The following is a 22741-nucleotide window of genomic DNA, read 5'->3' as shown; positions in this document are numbered from 1 at the left end:
AAACCCTCACACTACCAACCCTACGAAGCACTAACGTCTCGCAGAATATACTACGAAGTCCGTACACCCGTACAACGACCCATAAAAGTTTAGCCTAAACAAATCTTTGCACATGTAGCAGCATGGATGCTCCAAAATACAAAGTGACTTAATTTTTCAGGAGACCATGCATAGTAGAAACAAGGGAGGTTTCCTTCGCATGTACGCAACTCAAAGCTGCAATCCGTATGCCAAGGTTTTTTATCGCCCAGTCGACGCGGCAATACGTTGGTGCAATCTAATGGCTTACGAAACGCAGATTCTTGAGGTGGCCTGGCGCTCTCTCACCCTGCTCGGGACTGCCTTTCCACAATGGCCATGCCTGCATGCCAACACCGAGAAAATTTTCGATGCCATCCAACATGGAGAACTACCCTACGGCTGCCTAGGTATACCGGTCGCCATTGGGACTCACGTCGATTGCCTTCAGGTAACCATCCGCCATACTGACTTCAAACTTTGGATGTCACGCTTCCACCCTGAACAAAGACCAGCTTTTCTTTTCGAACAATCATTGGAGCAGCATGGCGCTATTAGCATCGGTACCTATCTGGCCTTACAAGCCGACCGCGACGCCTTACAGCTACAGGTAAAGAGTGTAGAAACAGCCTATCAACAATTGCTGAATGAACTTGAAGCTGTCGGGCTGGAAAAGGAAAACATCCATCATCTGCTCAAGACAAATAGTAAGGTCAGCGACCGGAGTGAAGCCGCGTACCTCCACATCATCGGTGCAATGGTCAGTTTGTTTCTAGATCACTCCCCCTCAGGTAAACCTCATTCTGTTTTCCGATCCCAAGCCGCCATTGTCGACGCACTGACTGCTCACCATAAAAAACTGTCTGGCCTTTCCAAGCGCACCTTGGATGAGAAATTCGCTGCCGCCAAACGCAGCCTCTCGAGCCGCTGAGTCGTATTGCACTGCAATCGCCTCGATTGCAGTGCAATGACGTTCCCCCATTTCTGCTATTCAATTCAGGTCATTTCCCACCACGCGCCAATCGGCGCCAGGAGTGACCAGCATGTCCAGCCAACCCTCCCCCATCGTTGAAGCACCTCTACCACCGGTCGAACGTCACATCATGCGGCGTGACGAGGTGGAGCGTAAAACCGGCTTCAAGCGTGCGCACATCTACAACTTGATGAAGGAAGGCAAATTCCCTCAAGCCAAACGCATTGGATTGCGTGCCGTAGGCTGGGACTCAGTGGAGATCGAACGGTGGGTCGTTGAGCGCTTGGCGCAGCAGGGCTGATGCCATGCGCGTGGTTTCGGTGGTTTCCACCAAAGGTGGGGTAGGCAAGACCACAGTTACCGCCAACCTCGGCGGTCTTATCGCGAATGCTGGCCTGCGTGTCCTGCTACTGGATCTGGATAGCCAACCCACCCTCTCCAGCTATTACACGTTGAGCCATGAGGCTGTCGCTGGCGTGTACGAGCTTATTGCGCTCAGCCTGACAGACCCTGCGCAGATAATTTCCACAACTACGGTTGTCGGTCTCGACCTGATCCTCTCCAACGATGATCAAGGTCGACTGAGTACCTTGCTGCTGCACGCCCCTGACGGGCGATTACGGCTGCGCAATTTGCTCGACAATTTCCGCCCCAGTTATGACCTGCTTTTGATCGACACTCAAGGCGCACGTAGCGTGCTGCTGGAGATGGCCATCCTGGCCTCCGATCTCGCCCTCTCGCCCATCACGCCGGAAATGCTCGCCGCCCGCGAGCTGCACCGCGGCACTTTGAGGCTGCTCAGTGAGCTCGAACCATTCCGTCACTTGGGCATTACACCGCCCCCTTTGCGACTGCTACTTAATCAGGTGAATGCCATTCGGGTGGACACCCGGATGATCATCCGAGGGCTGCGCGAGACTTTCGCTGGGGCTACCAATATCTCGGTTCTAGACACTGTAGTTCCAGACCGAGTGGCGTACCTCAATGCCGCCTCCCTCGGCCTACCCGTCCACCGAATCGAAACGCGCCGGTCACGTGAACGACGCTCGCCATCAGCGCTTGAAACCATGCAAGCGCTGGCCATCGAACTGTTTCCGGAGTGGCGCGAAGCGATCTCTACGGTGAGCAGGTGCACGGAGGTTCAATGAGACGAATCGCCAAGCCGGCACTTCTCACCCAGTCATTTTTTATCGACCTTGATGCCAACCGTGTTTGGCAAGGAGTCTTTTGATGTTGGATCAGCTTCCCATCCTCGTCCAGCCTTCGATTCGACCAAATCACCCACCTTGCGAGGAGTACTGCACCGTGGTCTTTCGTCTGCAGGGTGGGCGCTCGGCCATGGGGTGGTTCCTCGCAGAACTCTCCCAACATTTCGAAGGCTCGGGGACTGCCGAGATCGTCAAGTTCGAGATCGGTGATCATTTGCGTAACCGGCGTTAACTGAGGTTGTTCCGATGAAGAAGCTCAGTCAGCAAGAGATCACCGACAAGCTGCACCAGGACCATTTCCCTCGAGGGCCAGAACTGGAGCGGCTGTCCGATCCACTTACTGACACGCCAATGTTGGTCACGCTGGAGCAGTTGCGGCCCTACGAACATAACCCGCGCTTCATCCGTAATCCGCTATACGACGATATCAAGGCTTCGATCCGTGAACGCGGGCTGGATCAACCGCCACCGATTACCCGCCGCCCGGGTGAAACCTATTTCATCATCCGCAACGGCGGTAATACGCGTTTGGCAATTCTCGGCGAGCTGTGGCAGGAAACCCGCGACGAGCGCTTCTTTCGCATTCATTGCCTGTTCCGACCTTGGAGCAATGAAATCAACGCCCTACTAGGCCATCTGGCCGAAAGCGATCTGCACGGCCAACTCACATTCATCGAAAGGGCTCTGGCGGTGGCCAAACTCAAAACCATGCTCGAACCAGAGGGAGCTGTGCTCTCACAACGTGAGCTGGCACGACGTCTTGCCGCTGGAGGCTATCCGATTTCGCAATCGCACATCAGCCGAATGCTCGACACCCTTGAACACCTACTGCCCGCGATTCCACAAACCCTGTATGCCGGATTGGGTAAGCCCCAGATCGAACGCCTGATCGGTCTACGTAGCCAGGCTGAACGAACCTGGAACCGTTATCCAACCGCCCCCGTTGCGTTCGCTGATTTTTGGCTCGAGACCCTGGGCTACTTTGATACCGATCTCGAGTCCTTCGATCTTGAGCACATCCAGGATGAACTGCTCGAACGCATGAGCCGGCTACTTGGACAGTCCTACCGTATGTTGGCCCTGGAGCTGAGCGATACCCAACGGGTCATCTCGACGCCTGGCGTTGTCGTCACCACTCCCTCGGAGAACAGCCATCTGCCGAGCGTTGATGAAGCTGCGGCCGGATCGCCCTCCTCCGCATCCAGTCCCCAATCAACCGAGCCGAGAACCCAGACCGACACAGCGCGAGGGGAACTGCTCACACCGCCCGAAATGAATGTCGCATCAGCGGTCAGTCCTCCATCACGCGTTCAACAGATTCGTGAACAGATCGATCGCGAGACCGCCACCGACGCAGCATCTTCGGTCGACACCTATGCGATCGACGACATCTGGACCATCGCACCAGCACTGGATAGCCCCGAACAACTGCGATCCGCCATTGCCACACTGGCGCGGGAAATGGCCTCTTATGCCGGAGACCCCGAGAGCATCATCGGTCAGCCGCTTGGCTTGGGCTTCGCCCTCAACATCGAACGAGTTGATCTTGCCACGCCTCGCGCAACCAGCGTTCACCTACTGCTCCTAGCCCTGTTGCGCGCTCAAGACGACGTCAACTGGGAGGATCGCAAACAATTGCCCTCAGCCCTGTTCGGCCAGCTGTTGTTGGGGGTCTATCAACTCCCGCTGCCAGATCGTCCCGCTGTGGATGTGGGACTGGAACGGCTGCCCGACGGTCTGCTCATCAAGCTGTATCGGCTAATTCGTTTGGCCCGGCGTCTGATCGACTTAACGCTTAACCAGGAAGACAACTCACCGAAGGAGCGGCTATGAATCTGTCCTTCAATGTGCTCAACCAGGCCATGCTGACCCAGGTGCTGCATGAACTACGCCAGGGTAACCTGCAGCGCTGCAAGGCACTCGGCCTGGGTGAAGACGACATCTACTTGTTGCAATCCTTACCGCCCACCACCCTGTCGCGACTGGCCCATGCCACCGTACCCTGGGTCGATATCAAGATCGACTCGCCGGTGCTGCATCGGTTGATTGAGCAAGCCGAACGTGACGAGCAGAACGAGCGCTTGATCAATCGAGCGCTCAAGCTCGGCGCCAGCAGCACCATCATGTACCAGTGCTTTGGCTTGGCGCATTCGGAAACCGCCCTGCGTCGACGTCTGCTCAAGATAGAAACGCGTAAGGGCCGCCCTCAGCATTTGAGCGAAGCGCAGGAACATGCGCTCTGGCAGCGATGGTGCCAGCTGCGCGCTCAAGACAGTACCGGGGCTCAGCTCGACGCCATGATGATGCTGGCCGAAGAACAGCAGATCAGCTTGACCATTGTTTGGCAGCAGATTGACCAGTACAGCAACAACACATGAACACTGCCCCGTCCAGTCGCTGGCAGCGTGTCCTGCAGCAATGCACCCAGCAGTTGAGTGAACGCTGGCCTGCACGCCCCACCACTGAACATCCCTCCAACCAGGCTCTACAGGCGGGCTTTCTGTTCAGTGGCCAATCACACGAAGTCGTGCCGCGTCGGCTGCTGTTGGATAGTCGGTTGACGCCGTTGGAACGCAATGCCTGGCAGGTGTTTCGACTCATGCTGCAAGGCCAGGGCGTGGTCACTCCGCGCTATGAGGATTTGCAGCCTTACCTGTCAAGCGTGCCCTACGGCGCGTCAGCCTCCCGTGAAACCATCGCTCGGGTGTTGACGATGCTCAGGCTCACTCGCTGGCTCAGCTTGGTGAGTCGCGGACGCGATCAGCTCAGCGGACGCCTTCAAGGTTCTCTGTACGTTCTGCACGATGAGCCGTTAACCCCCGCCGAAGCCATGGAACTGGATCAGGATTACCTGGCGCTGGTCGGACATGCCCTCGGTCATGCGACCAAGGCGGTGCGTATTGTCGCGCAGCACATTGTGGAAGAAATCCGCCAGGACACGAATATCGATCGGAATCGGTTACCGACGCGGCTAGACAGTTGGGGGGATCATTGGACGCAGCAAGGATTGGATCAGGCAACCGATGCCACTCTGCACGATTCCGAACTGAAGGACGATGCCCTTGTTCGGAATCGTGCAGGCCCTCGTTCGGATTCCGAACCGTGCTTGAACACCAATGTTTCCGGCACCGTTCGGAATCCGAACGCCGCCTGTACTGTATTAAAAGAAAGTATTTGTACAGTACCGCGCGCGACCCCAGCGGTGGATAACCTGCACTGGCCCACTCCGCTGCACCTGAGCCCAAGCGAGCGTCAGGCCATCGCCGTGGCGCTGAACAAGCTCAAACCCGCGGATCGTCAGGCGGTGCTCAACGAAGTGGGAGCACGCTGTACGGCCGGCGGTATCCGCAAGCCAGCAGCCTATCTGATGGGACTGATCCAACGTGCGCTGAACGGCGAATTTCGTCCTTGGGCAGGTCAGGCCGAACCGTCACCCATTGCAGAACCGCCCCCACCCGCCCCCTCGCGACCATCTCGACAACAGGGCGAACCCGCTTCTGCCCTTGCTCAAGCGTGCCTGAATGAGCTGCGCCAACTGAGCGGCAAACGCGGTGGACGTCAGTAGATTTGATGCCACTGGCATCAAATCTACTGACGTCTACAAAATTAACCCTATTAAACCAAACCGAACAGACCGCATTCAGCTTTTTGGCTGTCCTTGACCCTCATCTGTCGCAACGTTCCCGTCCAAGCCGATGCGAGGACATCACCGTGGCCGATCACTATCAACTCAATCTGGGTTCATTGCGCAGCAGCATCACCCTGACCCTGCACACCCACCATGCCGCCCGTATCTGGCAAGGTCGAGCCGCACGCGAAGGCGTCCACTCGATCATGGGCATGGCCGGCTACATCAGTGTCACCAACCTGATCAAACAAACCGCGGCCCAGGACGATCCCTATGCCGATTGGGCCATCGTGCAACTTGAAGAAAAACTGATGCAGGCCAAGGTTGGGATGCTGGAACTGACCCAGCAGCTGGACCGGATCAGACAGGACCTGCCGACACAGATCGACATGGGCGATAACCTCAACATACACCCCGTCACCTTGCCGTTGTACATCGGCAGCCAGCTAGGTTTTCTAGCGGTCTACCTACTGACCGACTACGACACCCTGGTACGCCAGACTCTATTGGCCCATCACACTGCCCTGATCGGCCGCATCGACATGGAAGCCTGGATCGACGACGGCGCCCATCTGCTGCGCAGCCTATTCGGCCAGGCCCAGCGCTATCGGCATGCCGGCGTCACACGTGATGACATGGCGGCGAACAATGCTCGTGCCATTGCGGCCATCGAGAAGATGGGTTTGCCCCCGATGGACATCCTGGAGGGTCATCGCCGCTCCCAGTTCGCGCCACCGATCATTCGCCGTGGTGCTGTGCCAGTGGATGACGCTGAAGCGTTGGCAGAGGAAGCGGGAGCCCCATTTGCGACAGTGGATGAGCCGGAGGACGAAGCGTGAATCCCCTGACCTCGGCTCACCCAATGCCCTTCGACGCGTTAACACCGGATGCCTATCGGCAGCTCGAACACGCAGCCTCCCTAAAAGGCCTTTTAAAACCTTTTAAGGGTAAGGGGGAATTGGACCACCTGGCGCAGGTGGCGAGGGAAATCGAGGCGCAGCTATGTCACCTGATGGAGGCTCTGGTGCAGCAGGCCGGACAGCCCCCTTACTCACTGCTGGATATTCGATTGGTGCTGCAGAACACCAGCGCCGGCAGCACCTTTTTGCGTTGGCGCACCCGTGATTTTTCCCGTATGGGGGTTGCGGTCTGGGAACGCCAGGTCTGCAACCAAGCCCTGCCGCAGGTCGTGCGCGAGGGATTGCACCAATTCGAATGCGAGCGCATTGCACTGAACCTGCAGATGAGCGTGGTGCATTCGCTCTACCGCCAGGCTACGACCTGCGCGATCAAAATGGCCAGAGCCGAACGGCTGCTGCACCAGTTCACACCCGCAGTGGAGATATCACAATGAGTACTTTTTTCGTCGGCGAAGGCAATATCGGCAGTGCGCCAGAGTTCCAGGAATTTCCGTCAGGCAATGACGAGCCACGGCGTTTGCTACGCCTGAATGTGTACTTCGACAATCCCGTGCCACGCGAGGGCAATTATGAAGATCGCGGTGGCTATTGGGCGCCTGTTGAGCTCTGGCACCGCGAGGCTGAACACTGGAGCACGCTGTACCAGAAAGGCATGCGCGTGCTGGTCGAAGGCCGCACTGTACGCGATGAGTGGGAAGACAGCGAAGACAATGCACGGGTGACCTTTAAGATCGAGGCCCGTCGAGTCGGCATCCTGCCTCACCGCATGCACAGCGTGGTCATGCGGGAACGATCCAGTGAGCCGACGACAGCTGGGAAATACATCGAGCAAAGTACAGGACAGACCAGCCGCCAGAGTGCTTCAGCCGCCTCGAAATTCAGGAAACGCAAAGAGTAGTTGGCCGACAACTTATGGGAACCGGCATGTAATTTGCGCCTCTGCGCGATACCCCAGGACAGTACTGATTCGTCTCTCGTGAATATGACAGGCAGCCCTCGAAATAAGTCTCAGGCCTCGTTCAGACTCACGTCGTACCATTGCTTTGTCATCGAATCACGCAATGGATACGCACTGTGGGGCTATTTGCCTTTAGGTTGAATGGAATATCCCATTGTATGGGTCTTCCTAATGGACGAAGAATGCAAACCGAAGCACTGAACAAATCCCGGAACCTCTCCATGCCCAAGACCCCAAGCCAAGCAGTGATCAAGGTCTCACGCGTGAGCATCGTTTCTTTTCCCATAAGCTGGGTGAGTTGCTCTCGGTTAGACAGGGGGCGAAAGCGGTGATTATGTGCGGGCGCAGGGTGCATGCGGGCTAATTCGCTGGCCGGCGGCGAAGACTTAACAGTATTTGTAGTTCAAGGTCGCCACCATATTTGCGCGGCATCCCGAAGGCCACCGTGTCGAAGTCCGCTTTCTGCAGCGTGTACTTCTTGTCCAGCAGATTGCTGACGTTGAGACCCAGATCAATATGTTTCATTGGCATAGCGGGTCTTCAGCGAAACCAAGGCATAGGAGCCCTGCCCTCCGCCTAGCGTGCTGGTGACTGGCGACTTGTAGATACTGCTCTGCGATCTGAAGCCTCCGCCCACTGTCAGCCTGCTCCTCTCCCCCGGCGGACGGTCGGTGGTGGTCCGCGGCAAGTGCGAGTTCAGTCGCACGTCGTCACCATCTTCAGCGGTGAAGAGGGCAATGCCCGCATAGAGGTTCCAGCCGGGGTCAGTTCACCCTGCACGTCGAGCGACTTGGTGCAATCGGCCTTGGTAGGCTCGTGTTACACCGGTCGTGTAAACGCCTTGAACGCTCTGCGCCACATTGTCCAGCTTGGTCTCTCGAACCGGGCGATCGAAGCGTTCAACTAACCGTCCAGATAATCACCTTTTACGCCTATCTCCTTGCTCTTGCCTTTCGTGGGCGTGAGCAGGTTGCCGTTGCTGTCCCGGTGGGTTGAAGATCCCAGTGTAGCTAATATAGGCCTACCAATAAAACATCTAAAGACGTTCTAGAGAATCTACTTCCTCTAGTATTCCAGTTGGTATTCCAGGCCTGCCAGTGGCATTTTTTGGAATACCAAATGGACGCTTCGGACTCCCCAAGTGCGCACAAACCACCCGCCTCAATGGCCTCCAAATAAAAGCTAGCAAACCCAAAGACAAGAACTATGTTCTGACTGACGGTGACAGCCCGCTACTGAGAATGAGATCGAACCGGTTGTCTCTGGTCCAGGCCACGAAAAAGTCTGGCACCGCGAACCCGGCATGGAACTGGCAGATCCAGGAAAGTCCGATCCACTTCAAATCGGATGCTGTCGCCTATACGGACGCTACCCACTCCCTCTCCAAGCAGAATGTGTTCTACCGCTCAGATACCAAGGCATCGTTGTCGGTGGTCTCCCCCTACAAATCGCAACTGGAACTGTCGCTGGAGAAGACTGGCCGCGATACGCATTGCCGAACGCCGATCCACAGGATGAGGAAAGCCCGATGTACTGGGCAATTCCTCCAGCCCATCCGGCCGAAACCACCTGCGAGTGGCCAACGCTGTCAATGGTCCATAAAGCGTGCCCCATCAGACTTGATGCAATGAAGTCCTGCCGCTGTTTGCAAAAACGCTGAATCCCACGCAATGGCCGAATCTAACAATAGGTTGGCTAAATTGCGTAATCCAATACACGCAGGATTCGCTTAATATTATTAATAAGAATTATTTGCACTTGCATAGGTACCGATGACGATGGATCTGGCATGGAATAATGAAAGCGTTAAGTCGGCTTTTTTCAGTTCACAAACGCTCCCAACGGATATTGGACTGTGGGGGTTCGGCATCCAATGAGCTCCGAACATCTCCTGTTCCAGCTGCCCCTGATCATGCAAATTCAGGCCTGCCGGGTCACTGCAGACCAACTGCGTGACACGCTGAGTCGAAATCCACGCGATGCTGCACGTTGGTGTTCCGCGGCAGCCAAAGCCGGGTTTCCAGCGGCGCAGGTGGTTTTGGGACAATTATTACTCGACGGACGTGGCGTGAAGCGCGATGCACATATCGCCTTTACGTGGTTTGAGAGGGCCGCCGACGCAGGCGATATCGAAGCGTGCAACATGATGGGTCGTTGCTACGAGCAAGGGTGGGGGGTTCCAACTAACCCACAACGGGCCATCGAAGCCTTCGAGATAGCCGCCCAGGCAGGCCACGCCTGGGGCCAGGTCAATCTTGCTCAGATGCTGATGCGCGCAGGCGATCCTGCGGACCGGCCACGCTGCTTTGTGCTGTTCAAGGCGGCCGCCGAAAGCGGGACGACCAAACCGCACCTCAAGGCAATGAATTCCCTCGCCCGCTTCCTGGAAGAAGGCTGGGCGGGACTACCGGACCCGGCTGGCGCGGCGTTCTGGTACCTGCGGGCCGCAAACCTCGGCGATCACTGGGCGCAATACAACCTCGCCACGATCCTGTTTCGCCAGGGCGACCAAGAGACGGCCGACCAGTGGCTGCGCAGCGCCATCGTCGTCAGTGACAATGGGTTTCGTCGCCGGATCGCGCCGCTGCTGCTGGCGCGGCCAGAGATGGAATTACGCCAGTGTGGCCTCGATGCTCTGGCGCGTTGCGCTGAAGGCAAAGCGCCCAACGATCTCTATGCCTATGGGCTGGCCCTCAATGAGGGCGTTGCGGGTGCCCGCGACCCCGCCAAGGCCACCGCGCTCTTCAAGGCAGCAGCAGCCCAAGGGCACGCACAAGCCGCCGAGCTCATTCGCCCGAAAAGCAAGTTCGGGACAATACGCCGCCTTGCAGACCAGGCCCTTACCGTTGTGCGCCACTCTCCAGATTTCACCGGTTCTACACCACTATCCAATGGGGAACACCATGAGAATTGAAACCTTAAGACCGGTGCTGTCCGGTTTTGGCGCAGTTGCCAGCCTTGCTAGCGGCGTGTTCTTTGCCGCAACCGACCAGGCACATGCCGAGGAAACGGCACCTGCATCAAAACCGGACGATGCGACGATCCAGCTACCGGCCACCACGATCGAAGGGACGCACGAGCCATCAACCAATGCACTGAAAGCCGAAACCGGCCTGGATCGCCTCCCGGATACGCTGCAAAGTACGCCGCAAACAATCACTGTCATTCCCCAGTTGGTGATTGAACAGCAGCACGCAACGACGATCGACCAGGTGCTCAAATATGTACCGGGGGTGACTGTCGCCACCGGCGAAGGCAATGGCGGCATCAACGGCGACCAGTTCCGCATCCGCGGCTTCGATGCCTCGGGCGACATCTATGTCGATGGCCTGCGAGATTTCGGCGCCTACGTTCGCGACAGCTTCGCCACTGAGAATGTCATGGTGCTCAAGGGGCCATCGTCGCAGAGTTTCGGTAACGGCACCACGGGCGGCGCGATCGAACTGGACAGCAAGAAGGCCCATCTGGGCGATGCCAATTCGCTCAATCTGACCGCGGGCCAAGGCCCTTACAAACGCGGTGTGCTTGACGTCAATCACCAGATCAACGACACGACGGCGGTTCGGGCCGTAATCATGGGCCAAGCTCAGGACGTAGTGGATCGCGATCATGTGTATTCGGACCGCAGCGGTTTCCTCGGCTCGATTGGCTTCGGTCTTGGCACCAGCCAGCAGCTCACCGTCAACTATTTCCATCAGAGCAGCAAATCCCGGCCCGACTTCGGCGTGCCGACGGGCAGCATTGGTACGTCTGATAGCGAGCCTCTTACCGAACATGGGCTGTCGCGCTCCAACTTTTACGGCCGAGAAAGCGATCGCGATCGGATGGACGCCGACGTCGCCACCGTGCGCTACAAAGGCGAATTCAACGACTGGCTGACCCTTACCAACGATACGCGTTATGGTCACTACACGCGTGATCTCAAGTTCACGCCGTCCTTCTGCATGGACCTACCTGCTGCTGTCGCTGGCTTTTATGGCGTCCCGGCGAGCACCTGCGCCAGCGATGTGTCGGCAGGCAACCTCAACACTAACTACACCCTCTGGCCGGTCGGCGGCTTTAGGCTGAAGAGCTACGGCGCCGAGAACATCACCACGGCGGTCATGAACTTCGATACGGGACGCTTCCGCCACGAACTGGTCGTGGGCTTCGATGCGTATTACCAGCACCAGCAAGCGAACTTCTACTTCCCGAGCGGGTCGGGCTCGAGCGGGACATTGCTGGACCCGACTTACGATAACCCGGCGGGTTTCACCCTCAACTTAGACTCCAACGGTATCACTGCCCATAGCCGGGATTTCGCCCCCTTTGTCAGTGAACGCCTCTGGCTGACGCCCGAATTGTCCATTCTGGGCGGCGTACGCCGGGACTTTTACGAGGTCGACGGGGACAATGCGGGCGCGTCGCTCGCAACCACCACGGAGTTCACCAGTCCCAAGGGCTCCGTGATCTGGGAGCCGACATCGCATCAGACTTATTACGTCAGCTATGCGAAATCCTTTACCCCGCCCGGCTCCAACATCACGACCCTTGGCTCATCTGTGTCGCTTGCGGGAGGCTCCCGTATATCCGACATGGATCCTGAAACCGCCAAGAGCTACGAGGTCGGCGGCAAGTGGAGCTTTTTGGACGACCGGCTCGGCACGACCGCTGCGCTCTTCCGGGTCAGCAAGGACAACTCGACCTACACCGATCCGACTTCTGGCATCCAATCCGCGTCGGGCGACAAAGTTCGGGTGCAAGGCGTCGAACTGGGCCTGACCGGGAAGATCACGCCGGCCTGGGACGTGCAGGCGTCCTACAGCTACATGCACAGCAAGATCCTCAACACTAGCACCGCGTCATCCATCGGCAACCTGGTTCCGTATGTTTCCAAGAACAGTGCCGCGCTGTGGACGACCTACGACTTGGCACCGCTAGTCCGGGATCTTCCCGGCCATCTCCTGGTCGGCGGCGGCGTCAACTACCGCTCCGAGTACTACATGGACAACGCCATGGCGTCGCGCATCCCCGGCACGACCACGACCGACGCGATGCTGTCCTATGACATCGACCAGTATAACGTCGCGCTCAATGTGACGAACCTAACCAACGAGCTGGCTTATAGCGCCGCCTTCGCTAACCGCTATGCCACACCGATCGCGGGACGCACGGTCTCGCTCTCCGCGGGCGTGAAATTCTGAGGTCTCTATGCTCATCGTGATTCCTGACGTCCTGACAGCCGACGAGTTGGACGAGGTCCGCCGCCTGATCCAGGCGGCGGACCTCGTCGACGGACGTGTGACAGCGGGCGAGCTGGCGGCGCAGGCCAAGCACAACCTCCAGCTACCCCAAGATGCCCCGGCAGCGCGGGAGGCTGGCGAGATTATCCTGAAGGCGCTTGGCCGCAATGCCTTGTTCCACAGTGCGGCCTTGCCATTCCGCGTGCTGCCTCCCATGTTCAACCGCTACGACGTTGGCATGAAATTCGACGCTCATGTCGATGGCGCTGTGCGCGCTGTGCCGGGCTCGGGCATCCGTATGCGCGCCGATGTGTCTTCGACTCTTTTCCTGAGCGACACGCAGGACTATGACGGCGGTGAACTGGTGATTGAGCACAACTACGGGACAAGCGCCATCAAGCTGCCAGCGGGTTCACTGGTCGTCTATCCGGCGGGCAGCCTGCACCGGGTCAACGAGATCACTCGCGGCTCACGTTGGGGAGCGTTCTTCTGGACCCAGTCCATGCTCAAGGACGATGGCCTGCGCACGCTGCTCTACGACCTCGACATGGCAATCATCGAGGTGCGCCAACAGCTTGGCCACGACACACACGGCACGCTCGCGCTGACCAGCGTTTATCACAACCTGCTCCGCCGGGGGGCGGAATTATGAATCGGTATGCCACCTCCCTCCAGTGCACATCCATGCGCTCATCCGAAAACACTCGTCAAGGACACGATCGATGGCGCTACTGAATTCGCCAGCGCAGCCTCCTCTGCGCAAGCGCGATGTTGTCTCGCGCGTCTGCGCCGCGCTCTTCGGCGGCTACGCCGCCGCCGCCGCGCTCAGCGCACTGCTGGCCCTTCTGCTGCCTCTGTCCAGAGCCAGCGCGACAACGACCGCCCTCCTGTTGACTGCGCTGCTGTTTCTGGGCGCGATCCTGTGGGCGTTCGCCGCGAAGTCGCCGTCCCGCGCATGGGCGGTGCTGGGCGCCATTGCCCTGGCGGCCGCCGCGCTGAGCTGGGGATTAATCATCTGGGGTGGCCGCGGATGAAAAGTTCCTTCAGGCTGTCAATGCAATGGCTGCACACGTGGGCGGGCATGTGCGCTGGCTGGATCATCTTCCTCGTGTTCTTCAATGGGACGGCAGCCTACTTCAAGCAGGAAATCACTACCTGGATGAAGCCGGAAATCGCGGCGGCCATCGACCCCGTGAAATCGGTGGAAGGTGCCGTGGCGTTTCTGAGCATGAAGGTGCCCGATGCTGGCGCTTGGACCATCCGCGTACCGAACGAGCGAACCCCGGTTTCAGAGGTCCGTTGGCGACCACGATCGAAGCCCGGGGCTGCCCCCATCGAGGACGACGATGATGATGATCGTGTGCCGCCGAACCAGCGTGCAACCATCGGCGCCAACGGCCATCCTCTGGTGGCACGGGAAACCGAAGGTGGGGATTACTTCTTTCAATTCCACTTTGCCCTCCATTACCTGCCGGTCCTTGGACTGATCCTGGTGGTGCTGGCCAGCCTCGCCTTGATGGTCGCGCTGACCACCGGGCTCATCACCCACCGCCGCATCTTTGCCGAGTTCTTCAGCTTCCGGCCACGCAGCGGTGTGCGCTCGTGGCGGGACGCGCACACCACGTTCGCCGTACTCGCGCTGCCCTTTCATCTGATGATTACCTATACCGGCGTCGGCATCCTGACTTTTTTTCTGTTGCCATGGGCGGTGTTTGCAAACTATTCAAGCCCGAAAACCTTCTTCTCGGAACTTGTTTCGCAACCGCACGCCGAAGCGCCAAGTGGGCGTTCAGCCCCGCTGGTTCCGCTTGATTTCGTATTGGGGCAAGCGGAAACGATCTGGAAGGGTGGCCATGCGGAAACGATCGTCGTCAGCAATCCGGGTGACGAAGCCGCGACGATCAAGGTGGATCGGCAGGTGCATGACGTGATTCCGCGCGATGCCGGCAAAAGCCTGACTTTCAACGGTGTCACCGGCGCATTGATGCATACCTCGCCGCGCCTGAGCGCCGCAGCCAGCGCCGGCTTCGCCGTATTCGGCCTGCATGAAGCGCACTTTGCGCGGCCGGCATTGCGCTGGCTGCTGTTTCTGTGCGGCGCGACTGGAACGGCCATGGTGGTGACGGGCCTGATCCTGTGGACCGCAAAGCGCAGGCGCAACCTCCTGAGTCCCGACTACGGTCGCCGTGGGTTTCATATCGTCGAAACGCTGAATGTGGCGGTGATCGCCGGTTACCCCGCAGCGACAGCGGCTTATTTTTGCGCGAACCGCCTGCTGCCCCTGTCGATCTCCTCGCGGGCGAACGTCGAGGTTCTCTGCGCATTCGGTTGCTGGGGAGCGTTGCTGGCTTGGTCGGCTTTGCGCCCGAAACGAAGCGCCTGGATCGAAGTTCTGAGCGTCACGGCGCTTCTCTTTCTGGCGCTTCCCCTCGTGAATGCCGCGACCGGCTCACGCGGGACGTTCGCCAGCCTGTTACAGGGCGACGCGCTTTACATCGCGTTCGACGCCGTTGCGCTGGCCCTCGGGCTGATCTTCGCCACAGCCGCCCTCTGTCTCGGCCGGCACCACACTGTACATGCGCCGCCGGCACTGATGGATCGGCCGGGCGCTTCCGGCCTGACCACGTTGGGAGTTACTGAGTGATGGGGCTGTCATTCGCACTGGCGCTGCTTGGCTTTGCCGCGCTCGCACTGGCGATGCGCGGTCACCACCGCGAACTTTTCGGGGTGGACTGTTCTCGGCGCCGAAGCGGGTTTCTTCGCGTGGTCGGAGCATTGTTCTTGGCTGTGTCCTATGGCCGCCTCGGGATCACGTGGGGCGTGATCGAAGGTACGATCGAATGGCTGTGCCTGGCATCGATGGCGGCGATCGTCATTGTTTTCATCCTCAGCATCGCAGGTTCCCTATCTCCACGCATGATCCGCAGCATCATCCAAGACCCACGGGCGAGGGTAAGCGCTCCCGCCGTGAGTCGACTCCAGACAGCAAGACACCACGATGAGGATCGTTGATATATCCATCACGACCATCGCCAAGATCGACGGTCCCAAATTTTCCAAAAAAATCCGGCCTTTTAGTCTGGCACTTCATTGCCCATCTGGAAGCTCTGGCGCTGATCCAGCGTGCGCAGCCTCTGCCGGAGTTACCACCTTCCGTGGTCAGCGAGCCGCTGGAACTGGTGGTTCCGATCGAGTTCTTCAGTAACGACGATTGTGAGAGTTATGAGACGGCCTCCCACAATATTCCAGCTCGTGATCCGTCTATACAAGCATGGATACGACGCTTAACCCCCATGCCCTAGGCGCCCTGATGGCCGAGCAGAGCGAAGGCATTGCTGAAATCATCGCGCGCGAGCGGACACGCCTCTATGGCTTCATTCGGCGACGCGTGCCAAACACGGGAGATGCAGAAGACATCCTTCAGGACGTCTTCTGCGAGTTCGCGCGGGCCTGCAGTTTGCCTGAGCCGATCGAGCAAGTCGGTGCCTGGCTGGTCCGCGTAGCGCGCAACCGCATCATCGATCGAGCGCGTAAGAAGCGTGAGGAGCCGCTGCCCGGCGGGTCGGCTGTTTGGGAAGACGCGCAAGACGGTTATTACCTTGATCAGGCGCTGCCCTCCATCGATAGCGGACCGGAAGCAGCCTACACAAGGGCCATGTTGCTGGAAGCCATCTCGACCGCATTGGACGAATTGGCTGCCAACGAACGCGACGTATTCATTGCCCATGAGTTGGAAGGGCAGAGTTTCAAGGAGCTGTCTGCTCGCAGTGGCATCAATGTCAACACCCTCCTGGGATGGAAACGACGCGCCATTCTGCATTTGCGATCCCGGCTGCAACCTCTGTATGACGAACTTATTTGAAGGTGGAATTAAGACCATGAAGACATTCTTTGGTGATCGGCCCCGCAACGTAGCGAAGTTTCTTGTGGCGGCCGCAATGTGGATCGCTCTCTTTGCCGCTGTGACGTTGCTGGTGATGCAGTTGTGGAACTGGCTGATGCCTGCTCTGTTCGTGGGGGTGCGGTCAATCGATTACGGGCAGGCCTTGGGGCTTTTGTTGCTCAGCAAGATCCTCTTTGGTGGCGGTCATGGCCGATGGAAGGCCCGCCATCGCTGGGACAGCATGACCGTGGAAGAGCGGGAACAACTCAAGCGGCATTTCAAGAGTCGCTGGGGCGACCGTTGGCGTAGATCATTCGACACTGAAAGCGCCGAAGGTGCGGCACCTCGAACCTCGCATACAGCGTCAGCCGAGTTCCGCCCCCGCGATACGGGTAGCCTGGGGGATAAGACGTGACTCCATGTTCCGCACGGCTCACGCCCAGCATTGAGCAGAGCGCTGCGCCGACGAATAAGCACAAGCACCGCTATACCACAGGATAACAGACGCCGGCTTCTAGGCTCCACTGACCCATCGCTCAACATATGACAAATGGATATCCAATGACGAACAAAGACATCAGCCTCCTCGTTTCCGGCGCCAGCGTCGCCGGGCTCAGCACCGCCTATTGGCTCGTCCGCTACGGCTTCAAGGTCACGGTAGTCGAGCGTGCGTCCCATCTGCGTCCAGGCGGCCAGGCGCTAGATGTGCGCGGCCCGGCGCTGGAAGTCGCCAGGCACATGGGAATCCTGACCGACATTCGAGATCGCAGCACCAAGCTGACCGGGGTGTCATTCGTGGACGCCGAGGGCAAGGAAATCTACCGGAGCACGGAACGCACCGTGACGGGTGGACGATTCGACAGCCCGGACGTCGAAATTCTGCGCGATGACCTTTGCAAAGTTCTGTACGAAGCCGTAGGCGACCAAGTGGAGTTCCTGTTTGACGACAGAGTCACGTCGATAACCCAGGACGAGACTGGCTTAGATGTCGCATTCGCCAACGCTGCGCCGCGCCGCTTTGATCTGCTGATCGGAGCCGATGGCCTGCACTCGGGCGTGCGTCGGCTGGTCTTCGGCCCCGAGCAGCAGTTCTTGCACTTTGTAGGTTTCCATATCGCAGTCTTCGCTGTGCCGAATTTTCTCGGCCTCGACCACTGGCAGGTTTTCCATGAGCACGGGAACCTCATGAGCGGCATGTTGGCCATGGACAAGGATGCCAAGGCCAGAACCTATCTTGGTTTCAGTACGGCCGAACAGCTGGACTATGACTACCGTGACATCGCCGCGCAGAAGCGTTTGGTGACCGAACGATTTGCCGGAGCGGGTTGGGAGATCCCGCAGCTACTGGCGTACATGCAGGACGCACCCGACTTCTACTTCGACGCGACCAACCAGGTTCGCATGGACGGCTGGTCACGCGGGCGAGTGGTGCTGGTCGGCGATGCTGGGTACAGCGTTTCACCGGCGACGGGCCAAGGGACAACCGTGGCGATGGTCGGGGCTTACGTACTGGCCGGCGAACTGGCCGCGGCCAACAGCGACTTGTTGGCAGGCATAAGCCGCTACGAGCACGAGTTGCGTGATTACATCATCCGTAACCAGGACCTTGCGCGCGACATGGCAGATACCGCCTTGCAGGAAATATCGCTTGGTCAGTCCACGGAAGCGGACAGCAGCACGCACCCGGATGGCATCCCGGATTTCGGCGAAATGATCCAGCTCATCACCCTCAAGAATTACCCGGAACTTATCCAATGAACGACGCCACCACGCCAGCAACGATAAAACGAGCCAGTCTGCTCGAATCGGCGGTGCTCAAGCTATTCACGCGCAATGCGCAGGTGCTGGACATCGAAGATATTGGCAGCGCTTTTCGCATCATCACCCTCGGCGGCGATGCACTGCGCAACGTAGCCTGGACGCCGGGCGACAAGATTCAGATCCAGTTGGGCGGATGGGTTCAGCGCACCTACACGCCGATGGACTGGGATGCCGAGAACGGACGCACGCGCATCCTGATCTACCTTCATGCCGGCGGCCCGGGCGTGCAATGGGTGCGCACGCTGCGCAAAGGCGATACCTGTATCGTCTTCGGCCCACGCAAATCCATCGACCTTACCGAACTCGCTTTTTCCGCCGTCCTGTTCGGCGATGAAACCTCCTTCGGTCTGGCCGCCGTGCTGCTCGGCACCGTGCAGCCAGCGAACACGCAACTATTCCTTGAAGTGTCCTCGCTCACCGAATCGCAACCGGCCATTGCCCGCTTCGGACTCGAAAACGCACAGTTGGGCGTGCGCACTGGAAACGACGCGCAGTTGACCGAACTGGAAGAGAAGATGCTGACCGTGTTGCAAGCGCAACCAGCGGCGAACATCGTGCTGTCGGGCAATGCAAGCTCGATCCAGCACATGCGCAAACTGCTCAAGCGACTGGGAATCGCCTCGAATCGCTTCCAGGCAAAAGCGTATTGGGCTCCCGGCAAGACAGGGTTGGACTGACTTGCATCTAAGCCCTTCACAATTGCCGCAGAACTCGATCAGGTCAGACCTGATCAGGAAGCATGATGCCCGGCACCGCAGCGGGCTCTCTTTCGGTCACTCGCTCTGAGAGGTATCGCGCTGGTGGCTTGCCTACCGCCTTGCGGAACATGGTGACGAAGCCACTGGCATTCTCGTAACCCAGTTCTAGCGCCACCGCCTGCACGCTTTCACCTTTGGTCATACGCTGCAGCGAAAGAATAACATGCAGTTGCCGACGCCAGCGCCCAAAGCTCATCCCGATTTCTTGCAGCAACAGTCGGCTCATACTCCGCTCGCTCATGCCAATGCGGATAGCCCAATCGCCCATCGCGGTCTTATCGGTAGGATCTGCCAACAGCATTTCTGCAAGCCGGCGCAGTCGCGGATCGCGCGGCATCGGCAAATGCAGGTCTTCCACAGGAGCAATGGACAGCTCGTCCAGCAAAGTAGCGATCAACCGATCCTCCCGACCACCGGACACGTATAGCTCGGGGAAGCCCGCCGCCCGCAACAGCAACTCACGCAGCAACGGCGATACGGAGATCGTGCAGCAGCTCTTCGGCAGATCCGGCGCGGCATCGGGTTCAACGAATAGACAATAGCACTCCGTTTCGCCCGAACCCCGTGCCGAATGTGGCAGGTCCCCCGGTATCCATACCGCGCACTGCGGCGGCACGATCCAGACGCCGTCTTCTATCTCGCAGTTAAGAATGCCCCGTACGGAGTAGAGCAGTTGCGCTTTGCGATGATGATGCTTGGCCTGTTCCCAGTCCTTGCCCACCATCGAAGCGCTCAGGGCGGCAACTGGCCGGGGGATGCTGTCGACATCAAAAGCCACGACAGGGTCTCTGGATACAGTTTTTGACATGAGTGAGTTGAGCCTCCAATTAAAGCCAAGTCACCATGGCTGCTTTGAAAAATATTATGGCCAACTTGTGCAATGACGTCCAGTAGATTGCTGAGTATCGTGAGATTGATTCTGCTGGTTTCCCTGTTCGACCAAGACCGTGCCTCACCTCCGACCGGGCGAGACTACCAGCGATTTTTCACCAATTTCCGAAGGAGTATTAACGTGCTTATAGATGCCACCCAGTTCCCACTCGTGTGGATGCAAATCTCTACGCCCAGCAAGAATCCAGAAGACTCGCCGTTTGCCGAGTTCGAAGCATTGCTTGCTCGAAAAGAGGTATTCGTTCTCCTCAACGATGAAAGCCTTGATAGTGGCGAACACGAGCATTCACCCGAAGAGATGAAGCAGACATCCCTTTGGATGAAGCGCCATAAGAGTGACCTACGGGCATTCGTCAAGGCCTCGATCCACATCGAACCGAACACTGCAAAACGACTGGCATCCAAAGCCTTTGCAGTCATGTATGAGAAATTCTGGGGCTACCCCATGCTCATGACCGTCACCAAGGAAGAGGCTTTAGCCTTGGCGCAGAAACTGTTGGCAGGTGAATCCGTGAAGGCCCGGTTACTCTAGTTTCGTAGCCTTGAACTTAGGGCTGCCAATGGGGCGAGAGTAATAAGTAATTTTGGCGGCTATCTCCATGATCGAGCCTGACTTCCAGAAGTTTGTAAGGTTTTATCGCGCTCAAAACAGTAGTGGTTTATTGGCTCCCTGCATATCGCGCGCGAGATATTCACCTTCGCCAGATTCGATGCCAGATGCCAGATGCGAGGGATGTGACATGGAATTGCGTCCCCTACGCTGTTTCGCCGTGCTTGCTGACGAACACTTCACCCGTGCAACTGACCGTCTACACACTTGATTTACAGTCGAAAGTTTTCCCAATACACCCTGAGTGAAAAAACGTGAAAAGCGATCTAAAGGTTTTGGCGTACGCCTTTTTGCGCTTCATGGTCCTTATTGCCTTGGTCCTGTTCGGGATAGGCATGATCTTCATCGATATCTTTATCGCCAAAACCAGGATTGTGGAAGCATCGTTCACTGAAATCAGCCAGGAGCTGATTCTGGTGCTCATCGTATGCCTATTCTGGATGAGCTCGCGTCAGCCCGGTCAACGCGGGATCGGCATCCTGGTCGGTGGTTTCTTCGCCTGCATGTTGATTCGCGAACTCGACGGGCTGTTCGACCCGATCAGCTATGGTTTCTGGCTGTGGCCTGCGCTGATCATGGCCGGTACATGCCTATTTCTGGCGTTCGGCAAAAAACACGCACGGCGCGAAACGCTCTCGGGCCTGGCCGAATTTTCAGCCCGGCCAAGCTTTGGCCTGATCATAGGCGGCCTCGCGGTCTTGGTTTTCTCCCGCCTGTTCGGCATGGGCCTTTTGTGGCACGGCATTTTGAACGATGGTTACATCCGCCTGGCGAAAACCACCGTCGAAGAAGGTATCGAGTTGCTGGCCTACTGCATCAGCCTGGGCGGTACGCTCGACTATTACCGGGAATACCGCTTTATTGCCACTGGCTCTAAAACGTAAGCCTGCAAACCCATCCGACTTAGCAAACCAATAAATAGCGCGGTGGTGTTCATACAACTCCCGGACCGATAGCTATCAGGTTTGCCAGCAACAGCAGCGGATATCGCCAACGGACCCTGACCACGACCTCAGTTTGGCTTGATACAGCGAAGGAGTCCTGAATGACTACCCCCCCAAAGGCCTCACCCGGCGCCCACTCCTCGCTTCCTCCACCACCTTCGCCGTGGGCGAGCCTAGGCAACTTGCACAAGCTAAGAAGAAACGAGGGGCTCACCCTGTACAGATTGGTATTGGTCCGCCACGGTGAGTCACTGTGGAACCAGCGCAATCTCTTTACCGGTTGGGCGGATGTAGACCTGAGCGCCCAGGGTATCACCCAGGCAACAACCGCCGGCCGCCGACTACGCGCTGCAGGCTTCACTTTCGATGTGGCTCATACGTCGGTACTCAAGCGAGCGGTACGCACGCTTTGGGGCATCCAAGACGCGATGGATCTGATGTGGCTTCCGGTATCCACTACCTGGAGACTTAACGAACGTCATTATGGGACGCTCACTTCAATGAACAAGGACGCCGCCGTTGCCCGCTTCGGTGAGGAACAAGTGCATATCTGGCGACGCAGCTTTGACATTGCACCTCCACCCTCACCGGAGGGGCTACCTGAATCGAGGGCTGACCGCCGATATGTCAACCTCACCCCCAATGACTATCCCCGAAGCGAAAGTTTGGAAGATACCCAGGTTCGCCTCCTCCCCTATTGGCATGAGACCCTGGGGCCGCAAATCCTGGCAGGAAAACACGTGTTAGTCGTCGCGCATGGCAACTCCCTGCGCGCCCTGATCAAATACCTGGATGATATTTCGGATCAGGACATCTCGAACCTGAATGTCCCTAAGGATGGTCTGAAGTAGCCATGTATTTCCCCGGCATACCACCTAGCGCAACTTTTAAACTCGCCAAATGATCA

The 22741-nt window shown here is 58.0% G+C and carries 25 protein-coding genes and 1 pseudogene; 24 read left to right on the top strand and 2 right to left on the bottom strand.

Features of this window, described 5'->3' with window-relative positions; translation table 11 throughout:
- Nucleotides 1-199: 199 nt before the first annotated feature.
- From AC1Q6I_RS19345 to AC1Q6I_RS19300, 10 genes are all read left to right on the top strand, one after another.
- The gene (locus AC1Q6I_RS19345; RefSeq protein ID WP_102624080.1) at nucleotides 200-949 is read left to right on the top strand and encodes a hypothetical protein; all 750 of its coding nucleotides are present in this window, start codon (nucleotides 200-202) and stop codon (nucleotides 947-949) included.
- 112 nt (nucleotides 950-1061) lie between these two features.
- The gene (locus AC1Q6I_RS19340) at nucleotides 1062-1292 is read left to right on the top strand and encodes an AlpA family transcriptional regulator (protein ID WP_102624054.1); all 231 of its coding nucleotides are present in this window, start codon (nucleotides 1062-1064) and stop codon (nucleotides 1290-1292) included.
- A 4-nt stretch (nucleotides 1293-1296) separates the two neighbouring features.
- A complete protein-coding gene (locus tag AC1Q6I_RS19335; RefSeq protein ID WP_102624055.1) occupies nucleotides 1297-2139 on the top strand; it encodes a ParA family protein in 843 nt (280 codons plus the stop codon).
- Between the two features lie 82 nt (nucleotides 2140-2221).
- Nucleotides 2222-2431: a hypothetical protein gene (locus AC1Q6I_RS19330; RefSeq protein WP_102624056.1), complete on the top strand. Its 210-nt coding sequence runs from the start codon at nucleotides 2222-2224 to the stop codon at nucleotides 2429-2431.
- A 14-nt stretch (nucleotides 2432-2445) separates the two neighbouring features.
- Entirely contained in the window at nucleotides 2446-4032 is a 1587-nt protein-coding gene (locus AC1Q6I_RS19325) for a ParB family protein (protein WP_102624057.1), read from the top strand.
- On the top strand, nucleotides 4029-4577 hold the full coding sequence (locus tag AC1Q6I_RS19320) for a DUF2857 domain-containing protein (RefSeq protein WP_102624058.1): 549 nt from the start codon (nucleotides 4029-4031) through the stop codon (nucleotides 4575-4577). The genes AC1Q6I_RS19325 and AC1Q6I_RS19320 overlap by 4 nt, the downstream gene beginning before the upstream one ends.
- Nucleotides 4574-5764 carry an STY4528 family pathogenicity island replication protein gene (locus AC1Q6I_RS19315; RefSeq protein ID WP_102624059.1) on the top strand — a complete coding sequence of 397 codons (1191 nt, stop codon included), beginning with the start codon at nucleotides 4574-4576 and terminating at the stop codon, nucleotides 5762-5764. The genes AC1Q6I_RS19320 and AC1Q6I_RS19315 overlap by 4 nt, the downstream gene beginning before the upstream one ends.
- Before the next feature lie 146 nt (nucleotides 5765-5910).
- On the top strand, nucleotides 5911-6666 hold the full coding sequence (locus AC1Q6I_RS19310) for a PFL_4669 family integrating conjugative element protein (RefSeq protein WP_102624060.1): 756 nt from the start codon (nucleotides 5911-5913) through the stop codon (nucleotides 6664-6666).
- A complete protein-coding gene (locus tag AC1Q6I_RS19305) occupies nucleotides 6663-7181 on the top strand; it encodes a DUF3158 family protein (protein ID WP_102624061.1) in 519 nt (172 codons plus the stop codon). Before AC1Q6I_RS19310 ends, AC1Q6I_RS19305 begins: the two co-directional genes overlap by 4 nt.
- The gene (locus tag AC1Q6I_RS19300) at nucleotides 7178-7645 is read left to right on the top strand and encodes a single-stranded DNA-binding protein (RefSeq protein WP_102624062.1); all 468 of its coding nucleotides are present in this window, start codon (nucleotides 7178-7180) and stop codon (nucleotides 7643-7645) included. The genes AC1Q6I_RS19305 and AC1Q6I_RS19300 overlap by 4 nt, the downstream gene beginning before the upstream one ends.
- Nucleotides 7646-8065: 420 nt before the next feature.
- Here the strand turns inward: AC1Q6I_RS19300 and AC1Q6I_RS19295 are convergent, their stop codons facing one another.
- Nucleotides 8066-8230, bottom strand: coding sequence for a TonB-dependent receptor (locus tag AC1Q6I_RS19295; RefSeq protein ID WP_146015793.1), 165 nt, complete (start codon nucleotides 8228-8230; stop codon nucleotides 8066-8068).
- Nucleotides 8231-8951: 721 nt separating this feature from the next.
- Here AC1Q6I_RS19295 and AC1Q6I_RS19290 point away from each other — a divergent pair.
- The 11 genes and pseudogenes from AC1Q6I_RS19290 to AC1Q6I_RS19240 form a co-directional block, all read left to right on the top strand.
- Nucleotides 8952-9144 (top strand): annotated as a pseudogene (locus tag AC1Q6I_RS19290) (hypothetical protein); the annotation flags it as partial.
- Nucleotides 9145-9578: 434 nt separating this feature from the next.
- The gene (locus AC1Q6I_RS19285) at nucleotides 9579-10619 is read left to right on the top strand and encodes a tetratricopeptide repeat protein (protein ID WP_102624064.1); all 1041 of its coding nucleotides are present in this window, start codon (nucleotides 9579-9581) and stop codon (nucleotides 10617-10619) included.
- On the top strand, nucleotides 10609-12888 hold the full coding sequence (locus AC1Q6I_RS19280; protein ID WP_102624065.1) for a TonB-dependent receptor: 2280 nt from the start codon (nucleotides 10609-10611) through the stop codon (nucleotides 12886-12888). The genes AC1Q6I_RS19285 and AC1Q6I_RS19280 overlap by 11 nt, the downstream gene beginning before the upstream one ends.
- A gap of 7 nt (nucleotides 12889-12895) precedes the next feature.
- Nucleotides 12896-13579 carry a Fe2+-dependent dioxygenase gene (locus AC1Q6I_RS19275; RefSeq protein ID WP_102624066.1) on the top strand — a complete coding sequence of 228 codons (684 nt, stop codon included), beginning with the start codon at nucleotides 12896-12898 and terminating at the stop codon, nucleotides 13577-13579.
- A 70-nt stretch (nucleotides 13580-13649) separates the two neighbouring features.
- On the top strand, nucleotides 13650-13961 hold the full coding sequence (locus AC1Q6I_RS19270) for a hypothetical protein (RefSeq protein WP_102624067.1): 312 nt from the start codon (nucleotides 13650-13652) through the stop codon (nucleotides 13959-13961).
- Nucleotides 13958-15571 carry a PepSY-associated TM helix domain-containing protein gene (locus tag AC1Q6I_RS19265; protein WP_158244430.1) on the top strand — a complete coding sequence of 538 codons (1614 nt, stop codon included), beginning with the start codon at nucleotides 13958-13960 and terminating at the stop codon, nucleotides 15569-15571. The genes AC1Q6I_RS19270 and AC1Q6I_RS19265 overlap by 4 nt, the downstream gene beginning before the upstream one ends.
- Nucleotides 15571-15939: a DUF3325 domain-containing protein gene (locus tag AC1Q6I_RS19260; protein WP_102624069.1), complete on the top strand. Its 369-nt coding sequence runs from the start codon at nucleotides 15571-15573 to the stop codon at nucleotides 15937-15939. The genes AC1Q6I_RS19265 and AC1Q6I_RS19260 overlap by 1 nt, the downstream gene beginning before the upstream one ends.
- 298 nt (nucleotides 15940-16237) lie before the next feature.
- Nucleotides 16238-16789, top strand: a complete 552-nt coding sequence (locus AC1Q6I_RS19255; protein ID WP_207238167.1) for an RNA polymerase sigma factor — start codon at nucleotides 16238-16240, stop codon at nucleotides 16787-16789.
- Nucleotides 16790-16805: 16 nt separating this feature from the next.
- Nucleotides 16806-17225, top strand: coding sequence for a hypothetical protein (locus AC1Q6I_RS19250; RefSeq protein ID WP_207238166.1), 420 nt, complete (start codon nucleotides 16806-16808; stop codon nucleotides 17223-17225).
- Nucleotides 17226-17371: 146 nt separating this feature from the next.
- Complete coding sequence (locus tag AC1Q6I_RS19245; RefSeq protein WP_102624071.1) at nucleotides 17372-18568, top strand: FAD-dependent monooxygenase; 1197 nt, start codon at nucleotides 17372-17374, stop codon at nucleotides 18566-18568.
- Entirely contained in the window at nucleotides 18565-19308 is a 744-nt protein-coding gene (locus tag AC1Q6I_RS19240; protein ID WP_102624072.1) for a siderophore-interacting protein, read from the top strand. The genes AC1Q6I_RS19245 and AC1Q6I_RS19240 overlap by 4 nt, the downstream gene beginning before the upstream one ends.
- A 43-nt stretch (nucleotides 19309-19351) precedes the next feature.
- Here AC1Q6I_RS19240 and AC1Q6I_RS19235 read toward each other — a convergent pair whose 3' ends face one another.
- Nucleotides 19352-20197 (bottom strand): AraC family transcriptional regulator, encoded by an 846-nt coding sequence (locus AC1Q6I_RS19235; RefSeq protein ID WP_102624073.1) that lies wholly within the window; start codon nucleotides 20195-20197, stop codon nucleotides 19352-19354.
- A gap of 204 nt (nucleotides 20198-20401) precedes the next feature.
- Here AC1Q6I_RS19235 and AC1Q6I_RS19230 point away from each other — a divergent pair, with 204 nt between their 5' ends.
- The 3 genes from AC1Q6I_RS19230 (at nucleotide 20402) to AC1Q6I_RS19220 (ending at nucleotide 22685) form a co-directional block, all read left to right on the top strand.
- On the top strand, nucleotides 20402-20812 hold the full coding sequence (locus tag AC1Q6I_RS19230) for a hypothetical protein (protein WP_102624074.1): 411 nt from the start codon (nucleotides 20402-20404) through the stop codon (nucleotides 20810-20812).
- A 332-nt stretch (nucleotides 20813-21144) separates the two neighbouring features.
- The gene (locus AC1Q6I_RS19225) at nucleotides 21145-21774 is read left to right on the top strand and encodes a hypothetical protein (protein ID WP_102642592.1); all 630 of its coding nucleotides are present in this window, start codon (nucleotides 21145-21147) and stop codon (nucleotides 21772-21774) included.
- Between the two features lie 161 nt (nucleotides 21775-21935).
- Nucleotides 21936-22685 carry a 2,3-bisphosphoglycerate-dependent phosphoglycerate mutase gene (locus AC1Q6I_RS19220; protein ID WP_218274069.1) on the top strand — a complete coding sequence of 250 codons (750 nt, stop codon included), beginning with the start codon at nucleotides 21936-21938 and terminating at the stop codon, nucleotides 22683-22685.
- Nucleotides 22686-22741: the final 56 nt, after the last annotated feature.

It is taken from the genome of Pseudomonas sp. MPR-R2A5, from assembly GCF_058793055.1.
This window is presented reverse-complemented; position numbering and strand designations above follow the sequence as displayed.